Below are 18,261 nucleotides of genomic sequence, written 5' to 3'. Positions count from 1 at the left end.
ATAGTCTCGTAGGGTAAAGGCGCTGTTTGGGCTTGTACTGTTGTTATGTTGTGTAACGTTAGATTATTACCTGCACTAGAATAATCGTTAGTGGTTGAACTTACAATATCGGTCATGGGGTAATAGGCTTGTAAATTTAACCACGACACTTTACTACCTAAACTATGATCTTCTACATCTTTTGGGATAGCCTTACCACGTATTACACCTCCATTATTTTCTATCTCTTGATATACCATTTGCTGAATTTGCTCCTCCGTTAAGGCCGTATCGAATACACGTACTTCATCTATACTTCCTCTAAAATGACCAAAACCTGCCGTACTTGTATTAGTTGGATATCTCCCTATAGTAAATTCGCGAGTGGAATAAATATGCGGTGTGCCATTATAATTTTGTGTGATTAGCTCAGAATTTAAATATGCACTTGAAGTTGTACCTACTAACTCTCCGTTTAAATACAGCTTTACGGTTTGCTCTGAGGAATTAAACACACCAGCTACATGGTACCACATATCGTTCTCTAAACTTATACCTAATAACGGATCGGGTTGTACACTAATATTACTCGATGGGTAGTTACTCGAAGAGGTCACCTGATTTTGAGTAATAACATAAAATGCTGGGGTACGGCCTTTAGTAATATAAATACGCATACTTTCTTGTCCAGCTATACTGTAATTATCCGGCAGGTTACCAGCATTATCATGAGATATTTTTACCCAACTCATTATAGTACCATTATTCCAATTAGTAATAAACGGCGTGCCATCTAAATAATCATCTACACCATCAAAATCTATGGTGGCTACATCAGACATTACGGTTAAATCATCTCGATAATCAACATCGCCTGTGCTAAGTACATCGCCATCGGCATCTGGTAAAATACTTAAATCTGTAGGATCTTCTATATCTTCGTTCACATCTAAACTCGAATCGTTTATTCCATTGGTTTCAAAAACATCATCTAAGCCATCGTTATCGGTATCTGTTCCGCCTAAGGTACTAGCCATCCCGTTTTCTTCTATATCCAGGATACCATCATTATCACTATCGGAATCTATATAATCGGGGGTACCATCGCCATCCGTATCTTCTAAGGCTAGGCCCCCTGTGTAATTGTTATCTACACCATCATCATCATAACCATAAGTAGGTAATACATAACCTACTGTGGGTTGTGCTTCTATATTATCTGGGATACCATCGTTATCACTATCCAAATCTAAGTGGTTGGGATAACTATCTAAATCCGTTTGGATTTCGGTAGAATAGGCTAACTCATATATTTGTAAGGTTACATTATTGCTAGACCCATTGTTTTTTGCAGTTCGAATCACTAATTTATCAACAGGGCCATTTACTATAATTGCGGCACTGTTTTGAGGAGCATTTCCAGCTACTGTAGCCGATCCTACAATAGTATTATTAACTATTGTTCCTGTTGTGCCTAAATTTATATCTTCTAGTATTACAGTAGCTTCTACACCACTTAAAGTGGCTTCAAAATCTGCTCTATCTTCGAAATCGAAACCTCCCATTTTAAAGTATAAATTATGAACTGGCTGATCAAATTCAAAAACATAAACTCCTTGATCGCCATTCACGAAATCTGAATTCTTAATTTGCAGATTAATATAATCTCCAGTAATTCCTGCCTTAGATGCAGAACTTACACCAGAGCCCCAATTTGCATTGCCTTCTAAACTATAACTGAAATTAGCAAAATTTGTTCCAAATGAAAAAATATTATTTATTACAGCCGAACTTGATGTTTTATCGCTAAAAGTCTGACCTAAATCGATATAACCAGTTGGGGTATTCATTTCTACAATGTCTAAAATACCATCGTTATCATCGTCTAAATCACATGAATTAATAATACCATCCGCATCGGGGTCGTTTTCTGTTGGTGTGCCTATTATTGTTCCACTAGAACATACATCAACATTGGCATCGGGGTCTGCACACGTTCCTCCAACTGTATCTAAAGATGCACTACAATTTCCATAAATTTCGCAGGCTTTTGATACATTCGCTAATTCTGTGCCATTAAAAGTTGAATATACATTTGCTTTTTGAGCAGCAGTTCCGCCACTTATATATTCTATATCTAAATTAGGCCCTATTTCGGCACCAGATCCTACATTTGGCTTAGTGCTCCATTTTATATAACCTAATTTTGTATTATCTAAAGGGCCTTGAATTTTACCAATGGTGCCTTGAATACTCCCATCTATTGTAATTAAACCCTCATTATACAATATATTGCTCGTTCCGGCCATATTAATTTTCCCTCCAATATACATAGTTGCATAATTGTATATTGATGAATTTGTGCTACCATAATCTATATCTCCTCCAATTACATTAAATATGTTAGTATTAATTACAGAACCTCCGTTAAGATTAAAGCCTGATTGGGTAGTAATTGTTCCACAATTTGTTAACACAGAATTGACACTAAAACTAAAATTTGATCCTATATTTAAAGTTTCTTGATTCGTAAAATTAGTTGTTCCTTGCACATTCATATTTGTTACATTGAACGTTCCATAGTTATAAATACTATTAGTAGCTGAAGCATTGTTAAATTGCAAAACTCCAAATTCGGATATACCAGAATTCTTATAAATATTTATGCCAGAACCATTGAAAGTAAAAGTTCCATTACCCGAATTTCCAGATTTAATAAATCCTGAAGATTGAATATCTAATGAAAAATTGGCATTAAACGTTGGGCTTTGATTAAAAATTAACGTCCCCTGTACTTCTATTGAAATGTCATGACCGTTTGTAGTGTTTAAATTATTTTGAATTGTAACAGTTACTCCGGGAGCTATACAAACCGTACTATTATTTTGAAAAACAACATCGTTTAAAGTAGCATTTGATGTAAAGCAAGTGATTGTGTTACTATAAAATGTAACATTTCCACTTGTTGGACCAATAGTATCGCAACTATTACATTGCGCACCTAAAGATAATGGCATATTTAATACCAAAACTAAACTTAAAAATATAGTTAACTTTTTAAACATAGGCTCTAGTTTATTTCATTTTAGCTAAGCATAAATAAATCCAGTTGATTAATAGTACACCGACACATTAGCTTATAAAATTTACCATTTAAATAGTTTCATAAATTAACTAAACTCATAACAACAAAAGTTTTAGTTAATCTCACATTTGTTAATTTTTAATTATTTTTTTAGTAAGCACCTCGTTTGAGCTGGTACGTAAACATACTACGTATGCTCCAGTAGATATATTACTTAAATTTATTCCATTTTCTAATGTTGAATTGTCTACATTTTCTAACTCCATAATACGTTGCCCTCTCATATTTATTACGGCTAAGTTTTTAGCAGAGCCACTAAATTTTTTAACATAAAACGTATTGGTTGAATTTTGGAAATACATGTAGTTCGCATCAAACTGTGCTTGCTCTAAACTTAATGTTTTAGACTTACTTTGAAATACAATTTCGAAACGGTCGTTAAAAACACCTTGCTCTGAAGTGAAGCTATAGGCCTCGTTTCCAGTTAAATCAAAATAAGTATCGGTTAAATTATCACGTAAATATACTTCCTGATCGTCGGTAAAACTTTCGAATTCGGTTGCTGTTATTTCAAAACTATTATTTCCCGAAGACCTAAAGTTTAGTGATACAACTTTATCGCTTGTTATTTCTCCGTAAGCTTGAATGGTCATATCTGCCCCCTCTAGATTTAGCAATAAATCGTTATTAGTTATTTCTACACATTCTGCTTCGTAACCATAATCAAAAGCATCGGTAGTAGTACTGCTAAATCCTAAAAGTAATTCTCTATTAGTTTCAGGGCCAGCAATCGAATTAATTTCTAATCGTATTTTCATGAAATCATCACCACTTTCGTCTTTACTTGTATTTCCTTTATCGTCGTCTTTTGAATTAGACTTAAGGAACAAAGAGCCTGAGTTATACGACCCGTTACTATCAGATTCTTTTATAAAAACACGCTGACTATTTTTAAATTTAATTTCACCATCTCCAACGACTTCTACCATAAAACCTTGACCAACTGGAATATATCGGGTCGGTGTTAGAGTACCACGAACCGTACCTAAAATAGTTCCTAAGATACCTTGAAATTGATATGCTTTTATAGAACCTAATTTGGTTACAGTGGCATAACCACCATCGTATTCGTCAAGATTATGAGATGTTCCGTCCCATTGCTGCCATAATTGAACATAGCCTGCAATAACACCATAATTATCCTCGATAAACTCATGAACATCGATAGCAGACGGATAAGGATTAGCAACTAAATATTCGGTTTTTGTTGACCCTGGAGTAGAACCAAAACCACCTTTATCTGTTACGCTTAAAACTACAGTTCCGTTGTTTGGTTTACCTTCAAAAATATACTGCTGAGAATCCTCGGAAGTTCCCGTTCCTTTTTGAGAATAACCAATAGCTGGAGAAATATTTGAAGAGGTTCCTATTTTTTTCCAATCCCAGTAAGTTAAGCCATTTTTGTAAGTGTATAACCAATATGTACTTACATTACCTCTAGCTGTATAGCTTGATGTAAACGTCATTGGGTTATCGTCACCATCTTTTAACATATTTAAATTAAAAGGGGTATTGTTGTCGTTGTTAGTAGAAGCATTATTATTAGTTAAACTAGTAGCACTTAACGTCCCAACAGGCGACCCCCAATAATTATACCAAAATGCATTTGATGTTCCTTCTTGGCGTCGGCGAATTTTTCCCGATGCAGAGGTTACTAAATCGCTAGTTGAAGTCTGAATTAACTGGCTATCATCCTTTAAATCCAACGCACCATTTAATTCGAAATACCAGCTGTTCATAATCTGGTTTTCATCACTTACTGTTAACGAAACGCCATCTTCAATAATTAATCCTAAACTTGAATGTGAATTTGTTGTTGTAACGTTACTAGCTATTTTAACAATACTCCAATCTTTATTACTAGAAATATCTTCGATATCCCAAACATCTCCATATAACCAAGTACTTTCGATTTCCCAGTCGCCATCAGAAATAGTCTTATAAGGCATAGGTGCCGTTTGGTCTTCTATGTTGGCAATATTATTTATTAAAGCGCCAACGTTATAACTCGAAAAATCGGTTATAGTGTTTGACACAATATTACTCATTGGGTAATAAGCTATAAGGTTATCCCATGCTATTGTTTCGGATGCATCACTAGTAGTAATTGGTTTTGGTATTACAGTACCGTAAACATTACCTGAAACGGCTTCAATTTCTTGATAAACCATTTTTTGAATTTGAGATTCGGCTAAAGCCACATTGAAAACTCTTACCTCATCAATACCCCCCTTAAAATATTGTTTATCAGAATCAGTAGTAGACAACCTTCCAATTTCAAAATTCCCGTTAGAGTTTGAACTATTTTCTATTTGAGTTAATGATAATAGTTTTAAAGTAGTATCCACCAATTCCCCATCTACATAAAGCTTAACTAAACCATTGTATCTTGAATAGCTTGCTGCAATATGATGCCATTCATCGTAATTTAAAACGCAACTACAGTTCACAGTTGTTGAGGTTAAGGCATGCTTGGTATTTATTGTCACCGCCGGTTTTCTTCCATCTTTTAACCATAATTTTACACCGTCATCTTCACCAGCTATTACCATATCGGTTAAATTTCCATTATCAGATTTTATCCAAGCCATAATAGTTACTTCGTCTAATCCTTCTAAAAAAGCAGATCTCGATAAATAATCGTCTACTCCATCAAAATCTATACTGGCAACGGATGGAGGATTGATATTAAAACTATCTCTATAATCTACATCTCCACCAGTAGCCAAATCGCCATCGGTATCTGGAAGTACACTTAAATCTGATGGATCTTCGATATCTTCATTAACATCCCAAACAGGATCGTTTGTTCCGTTAGTTTCGAAAATATTATCTAAACCATCATTATCTTCATCTGCTCCTGCTGCAGCGTTCGCCATTCCGTTTTCTTGAATATCTGGTGTACCATCGTTATCAGAATCGCTATCTAAATAATCTGGTGTACCATCGTTATCGGTATCGACTGGTGTTAAACCTGCGCCATAGTTATCCCATAATCCAGGATAAGATCCTGTTGTATTTACAGTGCCACTTGGCAATATATAACCCGAAGTTGTTTGGGCTTCAATATTATCTGGAATACCATCGTTATCGCTATCTAAATCTACTTTATTTTCGTAGCCATCTCCATTAGAGTCTGTGCATGGTGCTTCTTCTAAAATAATTATTTCGATATCATCGATAAAATTCCCTACCGATTTATTACCATTAGCAGTACTAACAGCTTCGAAAATAAAAAATGTGTTGTCTTGTCCTGCTGGCACGTCATAAACGCCAGTATAAGATCCCCAAGCAGAAGTTCCGTCAGACATTGTTTCTACTGTTGTTGCGAAAATTAAATCGGCCCCTATTCGAACAGCGGCTACGTCTACTCCATCTCTACCTCTGTGCTTAACAGACCATTGCACTTTTGCACCCGCAGATACACAAAGCTTTTGATATAGAGCTGAAGTTTCATTAGCATTTAATTCTACAAAATTATTACCTTCAGCTGATGGCACACCATAAAAGCCACTTCCCCACAGTTCAATTTTACTATCGGTAGCAGTGGTGTTCCAACCTGGAACATTAGATTCGTTAGTTGTTTTATTACCACCAGTAGCTACTGTAGTTTCTTCAAAACCTCCGTTTATTATGCTTTCGGCACAATACAATATCCCACATTCAACAGAATCTAAAATTCCATCATTATCATCATCTACATCAATAGTATCAACAATACCATCGCCATCGGAATCTAAGTTTGAAACCGGAATACTGTTCCCGTTAGAAAACAAAACATTATAATCTTCTACTTCTCCTGCTCTATAATCAAAATCGCAGGCAGTAAATGCTGTACTATTACCCGTAATAAAACCAATTCGCATTACCGAATCTCCTAAATCGACATTGCTTGGTATGGGAATACTAATTGGTACATCAATAGTTTTTGTTTCTGATTTTTCTTTAGAACCTTGAACTGAAAACAAGAAACGCTCTCCCGAATCGTCGAAATCGTCGTCACTACTTTCATTAAAGTTTAACCAAATGGCTAACGTATTTTCGCTTTTGTTCCATCCATCAACTGTAACAGTAACCGTTCCGGTAAGCGTAGTACCAACAGTTAGCTCTTCAGCTGTATTTAAGATTTGGGAATAACCACCTGTTGTTCCAGTTGTTACATTATTAATGTTAGCAATATTTACCTCACTAATATAGTTGTAATTATAATCGTTAATGTCTGATGGTGTACAAAAAACGGGGGTTGTTGGAGTTGTAACCGTACTGCTGTTTATAAATTCTATATTATAATCTTCTATTTCTCCAGCTTTATATTTAAAATCGCAAGAATCAAAGCTTTGACTTTGACCAGATCTGAAACCAATTCGCATTCTTGATATTCCAGCTTCAACATCTGATGGAATTTCAATTTCGAAAGGCACATCGATGGTTTTATTACCACTTTTGTTATTTTTGTCTCTAACAGTAAATTGAAATTCTTCGCCATCATCATCGAAATCGTCATCGGAATTATTAAAATTCATCCAAATAATAAGGGTGTTTTTATTTTTATTCCAACCATCAACAGTAACTGTAACTGTGCCGCTAATAGTTTCTCCAGCATTGAAAGAAGTTGATGGTACAGAAGAAAAATAGGTATAATCTCCTGTAGAACCAGAACTTGAATTATTTATACTACCAACACTTACATTTGAAATGTAATAATTGTTTGAAGTACCAATATTTTGGGTTTCACAATACTGAGCTTTTACACTATTTGTACTCAAAACAAAGAATACAAATACTAAATTAAATAGTAATATTTTTTTCATAGGTTAAATTAATTAGTTTGGGACTAATAAATTTTGCACTACTAACTACTACTTTGACGTTAAATGGATTGGATTAATAAATATTTACGAGGGAAGTAAATTTATTTAAGTAAAAGTCTTTATTTTATTGCAAATTTATATTGGTTTTAAACTGCCTGTTATTACTCTATTCTATTTTCGGTAAAATACCAAAAAAGACGAAATATAACATTGACGAAAATTTAAGTGTTCATTTTTACCGATTAATAACTTTTTTTATCATTTCAAATATTTTTTTAAGTGAGCAGTTCGTTAATCCGTTCTTAAACAAACCACATATGCTCCTGTTGATTTACTTAGAATAATACCATTTTTTATAATGTACCAACACCCACCAGTTGTTTTTAATTGATATCCTCCGTCATTGTCATCTGATGCTCTGATATGGTTAATATAAGTAGTTTTGGTATCGGGAAGAACCAAATCTAATTTTTGTTCTATACCTGTAGCAATTGAAATATTAAAATCTGTAGAAACACCCTCTTGAGTATCGATATAAATGGACCAACTATCATCAGCTGGTATACGCGGCACATTAGTTTGGGAAACCGATGCATTAAAAATAAGACACGTTATAAACGCACAAAATGGTAGCTTTTTTGTCATTATTGATAGATTTGGGATATCAAAATTTGACTTTAAAATTTTATAAATTTGGTATTAGCGTAACATATAGTGTATATTAAACGCATAACTTTTTATAATTAAAAAATTTATAATACTAAAACACTGAAAATGATCTGAGGGAATAATACTTCCAGTTTTTCATTTTATAAAATAATAAAATCTTGTACAATGTTAAACAAAAAAACTGAAATAGCCTAACAAAACATCGATATAGTGCTTATTTTTTTCGGTAAAATACACTTTTTTATAAAATACTTGATTATTTCATCGATTTATGTTAATTCCATAACGAAATCTTCAATTTTTGAAAGTAGCTGAACTTTTATAATAGGATTTTTAAGAGATATTTTATTGTATTTTGACACATAAATTGTTGAAAAACCTAACTTTTCGGCTTCTAAAATACGTTGTTCAATGCGTTGAACAGGACGAATTTCTCCAGATAAACCAACCTCGGCCGCAAAACAAACATCTTTAGCTAGAGCCACATCTTCGTTTGATGATAAAATGGATGCAACCACTGCCAAATCTATTGCAGGGTCATCAACCGTAATACCACCTGTTATATTTAAAAAGACATCTTTTGCTCCTAACCTAAATCCGGCCCGTTTTTCTAAAACTGCTAAAAGCATATTTAAACGTTTAGCATTAAAACCTGTGGCACTTCTTTGAGGGGTTCCATAAACAGCTGTACTAACTAAAGCTTGTACTTCAATCATTAAAGGACGCATACCTTCAAGAGTCGATGCTATTGCATTACCCGACAACTCTTCATCTTTTTTTGAAATTAAAATTTCTGATGGATTAGAAACTTCACGTAAACCAGAGCCTTGCATTTCATATATACCTAATTCGTTTGTTGAACCGAATCGATTTTTATGTGCCCTTAAAATTCTAAATACATGATTGCGATCACCTTCAAATTGCAAAACGGTATCTACCATGTGCTCTAATATTTTAGGGCCAGCAATATTTCCATCCTTCGTAATATGACCAATTAATAATACTGGAGTTGATGTTTCTTTTGCAAATTTTATAAGCTCAGTAGTACATTCTTTTATTTGAGAAATACTACCAGAAGACGACTCAATATAATCACTATGTAATGTTTGGATAGAATCTATAATAACAATATCTGGTTCTAAAGCTTCTATTTGCTTAAATATATTCTGCGTTTTTGTTTCAGTTAGAATATAACAATTATTATTATCTGGGTTAATACGTTCTGCACGCATTTTTATTTGTTTCTGGCTTTCTTCACCTGAAACATAAAGTGTTTTATATGGTAATTTTAATGAAATTTGAAGCAGTAATGTGCTCTTTCCAATACCAGGTTCTCCACCTAGAAGTGTTAATGATCCAGAAACAATACCTCCACCCAAAACGCGATTAAATTCGCCATCAAAAGTATCTAAACGAGCTTCTTTTGACGCATCAATATCTTTAATTCGTAATGGAATAGACGCTCTTTTAGCAACTGAAGTTGGTGTTTTCCAATCGCTTTTTTCTGGTTTTTGTATAACTTCTTCAACAATAGTATTCCATTGTTTACAAGCATTACATTGCCCTTGCCATTTAGCATATTGTGTACCACAACTCTGACAAAAAAAACTTGTTTTTACCTTTGCCATTAAAGTCCGAAGTCTTCTTTAATAGATTCAACTCGGATTAACACATCATCTTTAGTAATTCCAGCAATTTCTTCAAGATCAAAAGCTGATTGATATGCTTTTAAAGCTTTTTTAGGTCTTCCTGTTTCTTCTAAAAAGCGACCTTCATAATAACCACCTAATAAAGATTCCGGGTAATCTTTTTTGGCTAGTTTACTTAATCTATCGTAATCTTCGAATAACTCATTTTTTTCAATAGCCGCCGAAATAGCTTTAAAATCGTTTACTAAAACTTCTTTTTTAATACCGTATAAATCATTAATAGTTTTATATTTATCTTCAAGATATGTAACTGGAGAACCATCTAATTCTACGATAACTTCTTTATACTCCTTTCTAGAAATAGGTTGAAAAACTTTAAACATATTTTCAATAGCACTCGGTATAGCATGTGTTGGTACAGAATAATGCGAGGTAGTTTCAAAACTATCAAATTTATAATTTACATTAGGATTACTTACACTTTGTAAATCGGTATTTAAAGCGTTTGTCATTTCTACAATGCTTCCAATATCTTCTTTGGTATTTGCTAGATAATAGAATATTTTAGATTCGGTTTTACCCAAAACTTCAGGTATATAATTTAGCATGTTTGGCGCAAGCTCTGGGCTTATAGATATATAACCTTGAAAAATGGGATTAGGTTTTAATAAATAATAATTTATAAAATTAGCAGTACTACCATGCCCGACAGCTACCCTAAAACTACCAGCATTAAAATTGCGCTCTAAATAAGGAATAAGCTCCATAGCTAAAAACTCGAAAAACACTGCGCCAGTTTCGGAAGGAAGTGAACTCATTTGCGAGTACATACAGTCATCAGAACGTGTTTCAGATTGATTTAAACCAACTACTAAGGCATCTGGCATATCCTCCCAATAGGAAAAATAATCGGCGTTACCCGCTACGGCTTCGAACATATAATCTCCATCTAAAACTAAAAACAAAGGATACGTTTTATTACTATCGGGATTATAACCACGAGGTAATTGAATTTTTAATTCACGTTTGTCACGTAATTTTTCCGATTGAAAGATTTCGTATTTGACTTGAGCTTCAACATATATTATGGAGCAAATAAAGAACAAAAAGAAAAACGTATTTTTATTCATTTTTAAAGATTTGAGATTTAATAATGCAAGTTAATAAAAATTAAGATAGCTTAGAAAGCCAAATTTAATGCTAAATTCACCCCTTTATTCTATTAAAAATTGGTAAATAAATTAACGAAAAGCCTCCAAAAACAACAATAGCTAAGGTTTGAGACGACCACATAATCCAGCCAAAAGCTCTACTTGGGTCTTCTGGAATTGTAAATAAAGAAAATGCTAAAACTATTGCTTCCGGATAAGAACCAATTCCCCCATTTGTAGCAGCTATACTAAAACTTGCTGCAATAAAAGCAATTAAAAGTGCAGACACTGAAATATTGCTTGTTTCTGGTAAGGTAAATGAAGTAACATAAAACATAAGTAAATACATAAGCCATATAAAAAGAGTATGTCCTATAAAAGCCCATTTTTTTTTCATTTTAAAAATACTTAAAACACCTTCAATTAATCCCGATAAAAAGCCTTTAATTTTTAATGCAAAATTCGATTTACTTCTATTTATTACCCAGACAATTAAAACTAGTGTAACGAGACCTATTAAGGCCGAAGTAAATAATTTAATAGGATTAAATTTTTCAATTAAAAAGCTATAAATAAAATCGAATTCTAACAGTAATGTTATTGCCATAATGCTTAACATAATTACCATATCGGCTATTCGTTCGGCAACAATGGTACCAATACCTTTTTCGAAAGGCACATTTTCGTAGTTAGTTAAAATAGAAGCACGTGCTACTTCACCGGCTCTGGGTACGGTATAATTTATTAAATAAGTGGCAAAAACAGCCATAATACTATTGCCTAACTTAATATTATACCCCATAGGCTCTAGTTGAAACCGCCAACGATAAGCTCTAGACAAATGACTTAACAGACCTAAAACCATACCTAATACAATAAAGGTATAATCGGCTTTTTTAAAGTATTTAAACAACTCTTCAATTGAAATTTCTGATAAAGAATACCAAACTAAAAAAACTCCCAATAATAATGGGAGTGCAATTTTTAAACTACTGTTTATGTTAAATTTCAAAAGAAACTATTTAAGCAAATTAGTAGCTTCGTCTGGAAAAACTAATGCTGGTTTAAAGTTTTTTGCTTCCTCAAGATCCATAAACGCATAGGTAATTAAAATTAACGTATCTCCTAAAGCCACTTTTCTTGCAGCGGCCCCATTTAACGTTATTTCCCCACTATTTCGTGGCCCTGGAATGCAATAAGTTTCTAATCGTTCTCCATTGTTATTATTTACAATTTGAACCTTTTCGCCTTGAATAATATTGGCGGCATCCATAAGATCCTCATCAATAGTTATACTACCAATATAATTGAGTTCTGCACCAGTGCATTTAACTCTATGAATTTTAGATTTTACTACTTGTATTTGCATGTGGCAAAGATAATTAATTTAGTGCGATATTGTCTATTAGTCGTATATCATCGGCATAAACCGCTATAAATGCTCTATATTTTTTTTTACTCGATTTTCTATGAACAGGTTTTAAGGTTTCTGCATCTGCAATTATAAAATATTCTAGTTCTAATAAATTATGCTTTGCAAATTCCATAGTTACCCATTGTGTAACTAATGTAGCACTTTTTGTGCCAAAATGTGCTCTGGCAGATTTTAAGGTTCTGTAAATAAACGGTGCCGCCTCTTTATATACTGGTTTTAATCTAGTATTACGAGAGCTCATCGCCAAACCACTACTTTCTCTGTAAATGTCACAACCTACAATTTTAACTGGAATATTATGTTTTTCAACCATGTTTTTAATAATAGCCAGTTGCTGATAATCTTTCTCTCCAAAATAAGCTCGATCTGGAGCTATAATTCCAAATAAGCGTTTAACAATAGTACCAACACCGTCGAAATGACCATGACGAAATTTACCTTCCATTTCATACTCTAAACCATCAAAATCGAACGATTCAGATACGGTGTTCCCCTCATAAATATCGTTAACCGTTGGTGCATAAACCAAAATATCTTTTTCACTTAAAGTTTTTAACAGCGCAACATCCGTATTTAAAGTTCTTGGATATTTTTCCAAATCATCACTATTATCAAACTGTGTTGGATTTACAAAAATACTAACTACCACCTTTTCATTTTCAACCAAAGCTCTTTTAACCAACTGCAAATGCCCTTTATGTAATGCACCCATTGTCGGCACAAGGCCAAGGCTTATATTCTTTTGCTTTAATGCCGCAATCGCAGCTATAATTTCTTGCTTATTATTGTAAACTTCCACGCTTTAAAAAAAATTTAACGGCTGCAAACTTAAGATTTTACAGCCAATTAGCATAAATTTTTGTAGTTTTGCATGTTTTTTATATCGAAATTGAAAGAATTAAGCTTTTTAATTCGACGAAAAACAAATCAATAATTACTAACGGTTTTAAAAAATCGTTATCAGTAACAAAAACAAACATATGAAAGATAAGAGGATATTGTATGTATCATCTGAAGTAGTGCCTTATTTACCCGAAACCGAAATTTCTTCTATGTCTTTTGAAGCACCAAGATTGGTGAATCAACAAGGTGGACAAATTCGTATTTTTATGCCCCGATATGGCAATATTAATGAACGCAGACACCAATTACACGAAGTTATAAGACTCTCTGGTATAAACCTAGTAATTAACGACTTAGACATGCCGCTAATTATTAAAGTTGCATCGATACCAAAAGAGCGCATTCAAGTTTATTTTATTGATAACGACGAGTACTTTAAACGCAAAGCAACGTTAACCGACGAGGATGGGAACCTATTTCCAGATAACGATGAACGCGCCATATTTTTTGCGAAAGGTGTTATTGAAACTGTTAAAAAATTAAACTGGTCACCAGACATCATTCATGTTCATGGTTGGTTAGCTGCTTTACTGCCTCTATATTTAAAAGAATATTATAAGGACGAACCACTGTTTAGCGAAAGTAAAATTGTTACTTCAATTTACAATCAAAGCTTTGATAATATGTTAAACAACGATTTAATTAACAAAATTAAGTTTGATAATATAACTGAAGACGCTATAAAAACGTTAGACAAGCCAACATACAACAATTTAATGAAGGTAGCTATCGATCAATCTGATGCATTAATTGTTGGTTCGGAAAACATTCCAGAAGAACTTGATGCACATATAAAAGCATCAGATAAACCTACCTTAGAATATAAAAGTAGAGACGAATTTGGCGAAGCTTACACAACATTTTTTAATAATTCCGTTTTAAGCTAAACAGCATTTCTTATAAAAATCTATGAAAAAGAATTTTAAAGCCCTTAAGTCCTCTGTTGCTTTTTTTATACTTGCATCCTTTTTTATTGCTTGTGATAAAGATTTTAATGTAATAGAAAGTGACGTTTTAGGAAGAGACAACACAAATTTTTCTACTAATTTTAAAGAACTTCCTATTGTTGCTTACAACAAAAAATTAGATTCAATACAAATAAATGGTTTATCATCAAATATGTTAGGCGTTTTTAATGACCCAGCTTACGGACAAACCATAGCAAGTATTGTTGCACAAGTTACGCCGTCAACATACTCCCCAGATTTTGGAGAAAACCCAGAAATCGAATCTGTAGTTTTTAACATCCCATATTATAGTACTATTATAGATTACGATGAAGACGGAAATGCCGAGTACCAATTAGATTCCGTTTATGGCAACACATCCGAGTCAATAAAACTATCTATTTATCAAAATAACTATTTTTTAAGAGACGCTAACCCAAACACGGAAGATAATAGCGCTCAAAACTATTTTTCGAATTCTAATAGTTCTCAAAACTCAATGCTTACTGGCACTTTTGCTGTTAATTTTGACGAACATTTGGGAGAAAAACTTTTAGAAATTCCTAATTTTAAAGTTAGCGCCAATAGCAACCAAGTAATTACCGATACAGACACAACTTACGCTGCACCGGCCATTAGATATACAATAACAGATCCAGATGATTTAACCTTTTGGTTTAACACCTTTATAGCAAAAGGTGACGATCAAGAATTGAGCAACCAAAGCGAATTTAAAAATTATTTTAGGGGCCTTTATTTAAAGGCTGAAGCCAACAACATCGATGGTAGTTTGTTTTTATTAAATTTAGCTTCAACAGATGCTACTATAACAATAAATTACACTGAAGAATCGACAACTGCTGGCGAACGTATAGATGCCACTTACACTTTAAATTTTTCGGGTAATATAGTAAACCCAATCATTAATAATTACAATGTTGTTATTCCTACACCAAACAAAACTGAGGGCGACAATAAATTATACTTAAAAGGTCAAGCCGGATCGATGGCTATTGTAGATTTATTCCCTAACGGTGTGCAAGCTTTTAAAGACGAATTTTTAAGCGGTGATGGTGATTTGTTAAAGCTTATAAATGAAGTTCATTTAGAGATTTATGAAGATGCCGATATAGAAATTGGAGCATACGACGAAAATTTTCATAGATATGACCGAATTTATGCTTATGATATTAAAAATAACACTATAACATACGATTACGCAGGTGATATAACTGCAAATACTGTTACACCATTAAACTCAAATATAATTAGTTTAAGCCAAAGAGACACCATTTCGGGTAAATATAAAATTCGTTTAACCGATCATTTTAATAGTATTATTTTAAACGATTCTACAAACACAAAAATTGGTTTAGTTATTTCAAACAACGTAAATTACACCACCAATGCAGAAATTTTAAATAGTGAAGACGAAGTAACGGCAATTCCTGCCGCAACTTACATTTCACCAAGAGGTACTATTTTACATGGAAGTCACGAAAATATTCCAGACGATAAACGTTTAAAATTAAAACTATTTTTTACCGAACCAAACTAAAATAACATAAGTTTGGCATCTAATAATTAAACGCAACAACTAAACATTATGTGCGGAATTGTAGGATATATTGGCCATAGAGATGCATATCCAATTATTATTGAAGGCTTAAAGCGACTAGAATACCGTGGGTACGATAGTGCTGGAATTGCACTTTACAACGGTAAAACACTCCATGTTTCTAAAACCAAAGGAAAAGTATCCGATTTAGAAGCTCGTTTTGAAACCAAAGCCTCAAAACATGGCACCGTTGGTATTGGCCACACACGTTGGGCAACTCATGGAGTTCCAAACGATATTAACTCTCACCCACACACTTCAAATTCTGGAGATTTAGTAATTATTCATAATGGAATTATCGAAAATTACGAATCGCTTAAACAAGAATTAACAGCTAGGGGTTACACTTTTAAATCGGACACCGACACCGAAGTTCTTGTTAATTTAATTGAAGATGTAAAACTACAAGAAAATGTTAAACTTGGGCAAGCCGTACAAATTGCCTTAAATCAAGTTATTGGCGCGTATGCCATTGCTGTTTTCGATAAAAATAAACCTGAAGAAGTTGTCGTAGCTCGCCTTGGTAGTCCATTGGCCATTGGTATTGGTGAAAAAGACAACGAGTTTTTTATAGCTAGTGATGCCTCTCCGTTTTTAGAGTACACCAAAGATGCTGTGTATTTAGAAGACGAAGAAATGGCCATAATTAGCCGTAAAAAAGGTGTAAAAGTTCGAAAAATTAAAGATGACAGTTTAGTACCAACATACGTACAAAAACTGCAACTTAATTTAGAGCAAATAGAAAAAGGTGGTTACGAGCATTTTATGCTTAAAGAAATTCACGAGCAACCAAAAGCTATTAGAGACACATATCGCGGTAGGTTATTACGCAATGAAGCCATCATAAAAATGGCTGGTGTAGAAGATAACATGAAAAAGTTTTTAAACGCCAATCGTTTTATAATTGTAGCCTGCGGAACATCATGGCACGCTGGTTTAGTTGCCGAATATATTTTTGAAGATTTAGCACGAATTCCTGTTGAAGTTGAATACGCTTCAGAATTTAGATACCGAAATCCTGTAATTAACGAAAATGATGTGGTTATTGCCATTTCGCAATCTGGAGAAACGGCCGATACTTTAGCTGCTATTAAGTTAGCAAAATCTAAAGGCGCTTTTGTATTTGGTGTTTGTAATGTAGTTGGTTCATCAATTGCACGAGAAACTAATGCTGGTGCTTACACCCATGCAGGGCCAGAAATTGGTGTCGCTTCAACAAAAGCTTTTACCACTCAAATTACTGTATTAACACTGATGGCACTGCGACTTGCAAGAGCAAAAGGCACGATTAGTAGTTCCGACTTTAGAAAATATTTATTGGAGCTAGAAATGATTCCAAATAAGATTGAAAAGTCTTTAGAATCTGATGCACACATCAAAATAATATCCGATATTTATAAAGATTCAAACAACTGCTTATACTTAGGAAGAGGTTTTAATTTCCCAGTAGCCCTAGAAGGCGCCTTAAAACTTAAAGAAATCTCATATATTCATGCTGAAGGCTATCCTGCTGCCGAAATGAAACACGGTCCCATTGCCTTAATAGACGAGAATATGCCTATTATTGTAATTGCTACAAAAAAAGGGCATTACGAAAAAGTAGTAAGCAACATTCAAGAAATAAAATCTAGAAAAGGAAAAATTATTGGTATAGTTACCGAAGGTGACCAACAAGTAAAAACTCTGGCAGACCACGTTATTGAAGTCCCAGAAACCTTAGAATTTTTAACGCCATTATTAACTACCATTCCGTTGCAGCTTTTATCGTATCACATGGCCGTTTTATTGGATAAAAACGTCGATCAACCTCGTAATTTGGCGAAATCTGTTACAGTAGAATAATTTTCTATCAAATTAACACCCATAAACAGGCTAATTCTCACTTTAAAACCACTTCTATTGAACAAATAATAATTTTTGTTATCGTTTTTTGTTAAAAAACTAATATGCATGC

11 protein-coding genes are annotated in these 18,261 nt (G+C 33.4%); 3 read left to right on the top strand and 8 right to left on the bottom strand.

Features of this window, described 5'->3' with window-relative positions; translation table 11 throughout:
• The 8 genes from PW52_RS04925 to panC form a co-directional block, all read right to left on the bottom strand.
• Positions 1–3,044 (bottom strand): LamG domain-containing protein (locus PW52_RS04925; protein ID WP_044631814.1); only part of this gene is annotated, 3,044 nt, incomplete at its 3' end.
• A 151-nt stretch (positions 3,045–3,195) separates the two neighbouring features.
• Positions 3,196–7,935: a LamG-like jellyroll fold domain-containing protein gene (locus PW52_RS04920; RefSeq protein WP_044631813.1), complete on the bottom strand. Its 4,740-nt coding sequence runs from the start codon at positions 7,933–7,935 to the stop codon at positions 3,196–3,198.
• Between the two features lie 291 nt (positions 7,936–8,226).
• A complete protein-coding gene (locus PW52_RS04915) occupies positions 8,227–8,580 on the bottom strand; it encodes a hypothetical protein (protein ID WP_044631812.1) in 354 nt (117 codons plus the stop codon).
• A gap of 293 nt (positions 8,581–8,873) precedes the next feature.
• On the bottom strand, positions 8,874–10,232 hold the full coding sequence (gene radA, locus PW52_RS04910; protein WP_044631811.1) for a DNA repair protein RadA: 1,359 nt from the start codon (positions 10,230–10,232) through the stop codon (positions 8,874–8,876).
• On the bottom strand, positions 10,232–11,383 hold the full coding sequence (locus tag PW52_RS04905; RefSeq protein ID WP_044631810.1) for an alpha/beta hydrolase: 1,152 nt from the start codon (positions 11,381–11,383) through the stop codon (positions 10,232–10,234). The genes radA and PW52_RS04905 overlap by 1 nt, the downstream gene beginning before the upstream one ends.
• Before the next feature lie 76 nt (positions 11,384–11,459).
• Positions 11,460–12,416: a lysylphosphatidylglycerol synthase transmembrane domain-containing protein gene (locus tag PW52_RS04900; RefSeq protein WP_044631809.1), complete on the bottom strand. Its 957-nt coding sequence runs from the start codon at positions 12,414–12,416 to the stop codon at positions 11,460–11,462.
• A gap of 6 nt (positions 12,417–12,422) precedes the next feature.
• The gene (panD, locus tag PW52_RS04895) at positions 12,423–12,773 is read right to left on the bottom strand and encodes an aspartate 1-decarboxylase (RefSeq protein WP_044631808.1); all 351 of its coding nucleotides are present in this window, start codon (positions 12,771–12,773) and stop codon (positions 12,423–12,425) included.
• Between the two features lie 13 nt (positions 12,774–12,786).
• Positions 12,787–13,638 carry a pantoate--beta-alanine ligase gene (gene panC, locus PW52_RS04890; RefSeq protein ID WP_044631807.1) on the bottom strand — a complete coding sequence of 284 codons (852 nt, stop codon included), beginning with the start codon at positions 13,636–13,638 and terminating at the stop codon, positions 12,787–12,789.
• A 181-nt stretch (positions 13,639–13,819) separates the two neighbouring features.
• On the opposite strand from panC, the gene PW52_RS04885 reads away from it, so the two are divergent.
• The 3 genes from PW52_RS04885 to glmS are packed head-to-tail and all read left to right on the top strand — an operon-like array spanning position 13,820 to position 18,149.
• Positions 13,820–14,629 (top strand): glycogen/starch synthase, encoded by an 810-nt coding sequence (locus PW52_RS04885; RefSeq protein WP_044631806.1) that lies wholly within the window; start codon positions 13,820–13,822, stop codon positions 14,627–14,629.
• Between the two features lie 22 nt (positions 14,630–14,651).
• On the top strand, positions 14,652–16,247 hold the full coding sequence (locus PW52_RS04880) for a DUF4270 domain-containing protein (RefSeq protein ID WP_044631805.1): 1,596 nt from the start codon (positions 14,652–14,654) through the stop codon (positions 16,245–16,247).
• Positions 16,248–16,295: 48 nt separating this feature from the next.
• The gene (gene glmS / locus PW52_RS04875) at positions 16,296–18,149 is read left to right on the top strand and encodes a glutamine--fructose-6-phosphate transaminase (isomerizing) (RefSeq protein WP_044631804.1); all 1,854 of its coding nucleotides are present in this window, start codon (positions 16,296–16,298) and stop codon (positions 18,147–18,149) included.
• The last annotated feature ends 112 nt before the right edge of the window (positions 18,150–18,261 follow it).

The organism is Neotamlana sedimentorum (assembly GCF_000943565.1).
In the GTDB taxonomy this organism is placed as follows: Bacteria; Bacteroidota; Bacteroidia; order Flavobacteriales; family Flavobacteriaceae; genus Neotamlana; species Neotamlana sedimentorum.
Note: the sequence above shows the minus strand (reverse complement) of the source record. Positions and strands in the feature narration are given on the sequence as shown.

Bases quoted from the DNA above. Each gene is read 5' to 3' on its own strand.
- PW52_RS04920 (WP_044631813.1), bottom strand. From the start codon at position 7,935: ATGAAAAAAATATTACTATTTAATTTAGTATTTGTATTCTTTGTTTTG.
- PW52_RS04915 (WP_044631812.1), bottom strand. From the start codon at position 8,580: ATGACAAAAAAGCTACCATTTTGTGCGTTTATAACGTGTCTTATTTTT.
- radA (WP_044631811.1), bottom strand. From the start codon at position 10,232: ATGGCAAAGGTAAAAACAAGTTTTTTTTGTCAGAGTTGTGGTACACAA.
- PW52_RS04905 (WP_044631810.1), bottom strand. From the start codon at position 11,383: ATGAATAAAAATACGTTTTTCTTTTTGTTCTTTATTTGCTCCATAATA.
- panD (WP_044631808.1), bottom strand. From the start codon at position 12,773: ATGCAAATACAAGTAGTAAAATCTAAAATTCATAGAGTTAAATGCACT.
- PW52_RS04885 (WP_044631806.1), top strand. From the start codon at position 13,820: ATGAAAGATAAGAGGATATTGTATGTATCATCTGAAGTAGTGCCTTAT.
- PW52_RS04880 (WP_044631805.1), top strand. From the start codon at position 14,652: ATGAAAAAGAATTTTAAAGCCCTTAAGTCCTCTGTTGCTTTTTTTATA.
- glmS (WP_044631804.1), top strand. From the start codon at position 16,296: ATGTGCGGAATTGTAGGATATATTGGCCATAGAGATGCATATCCAATT.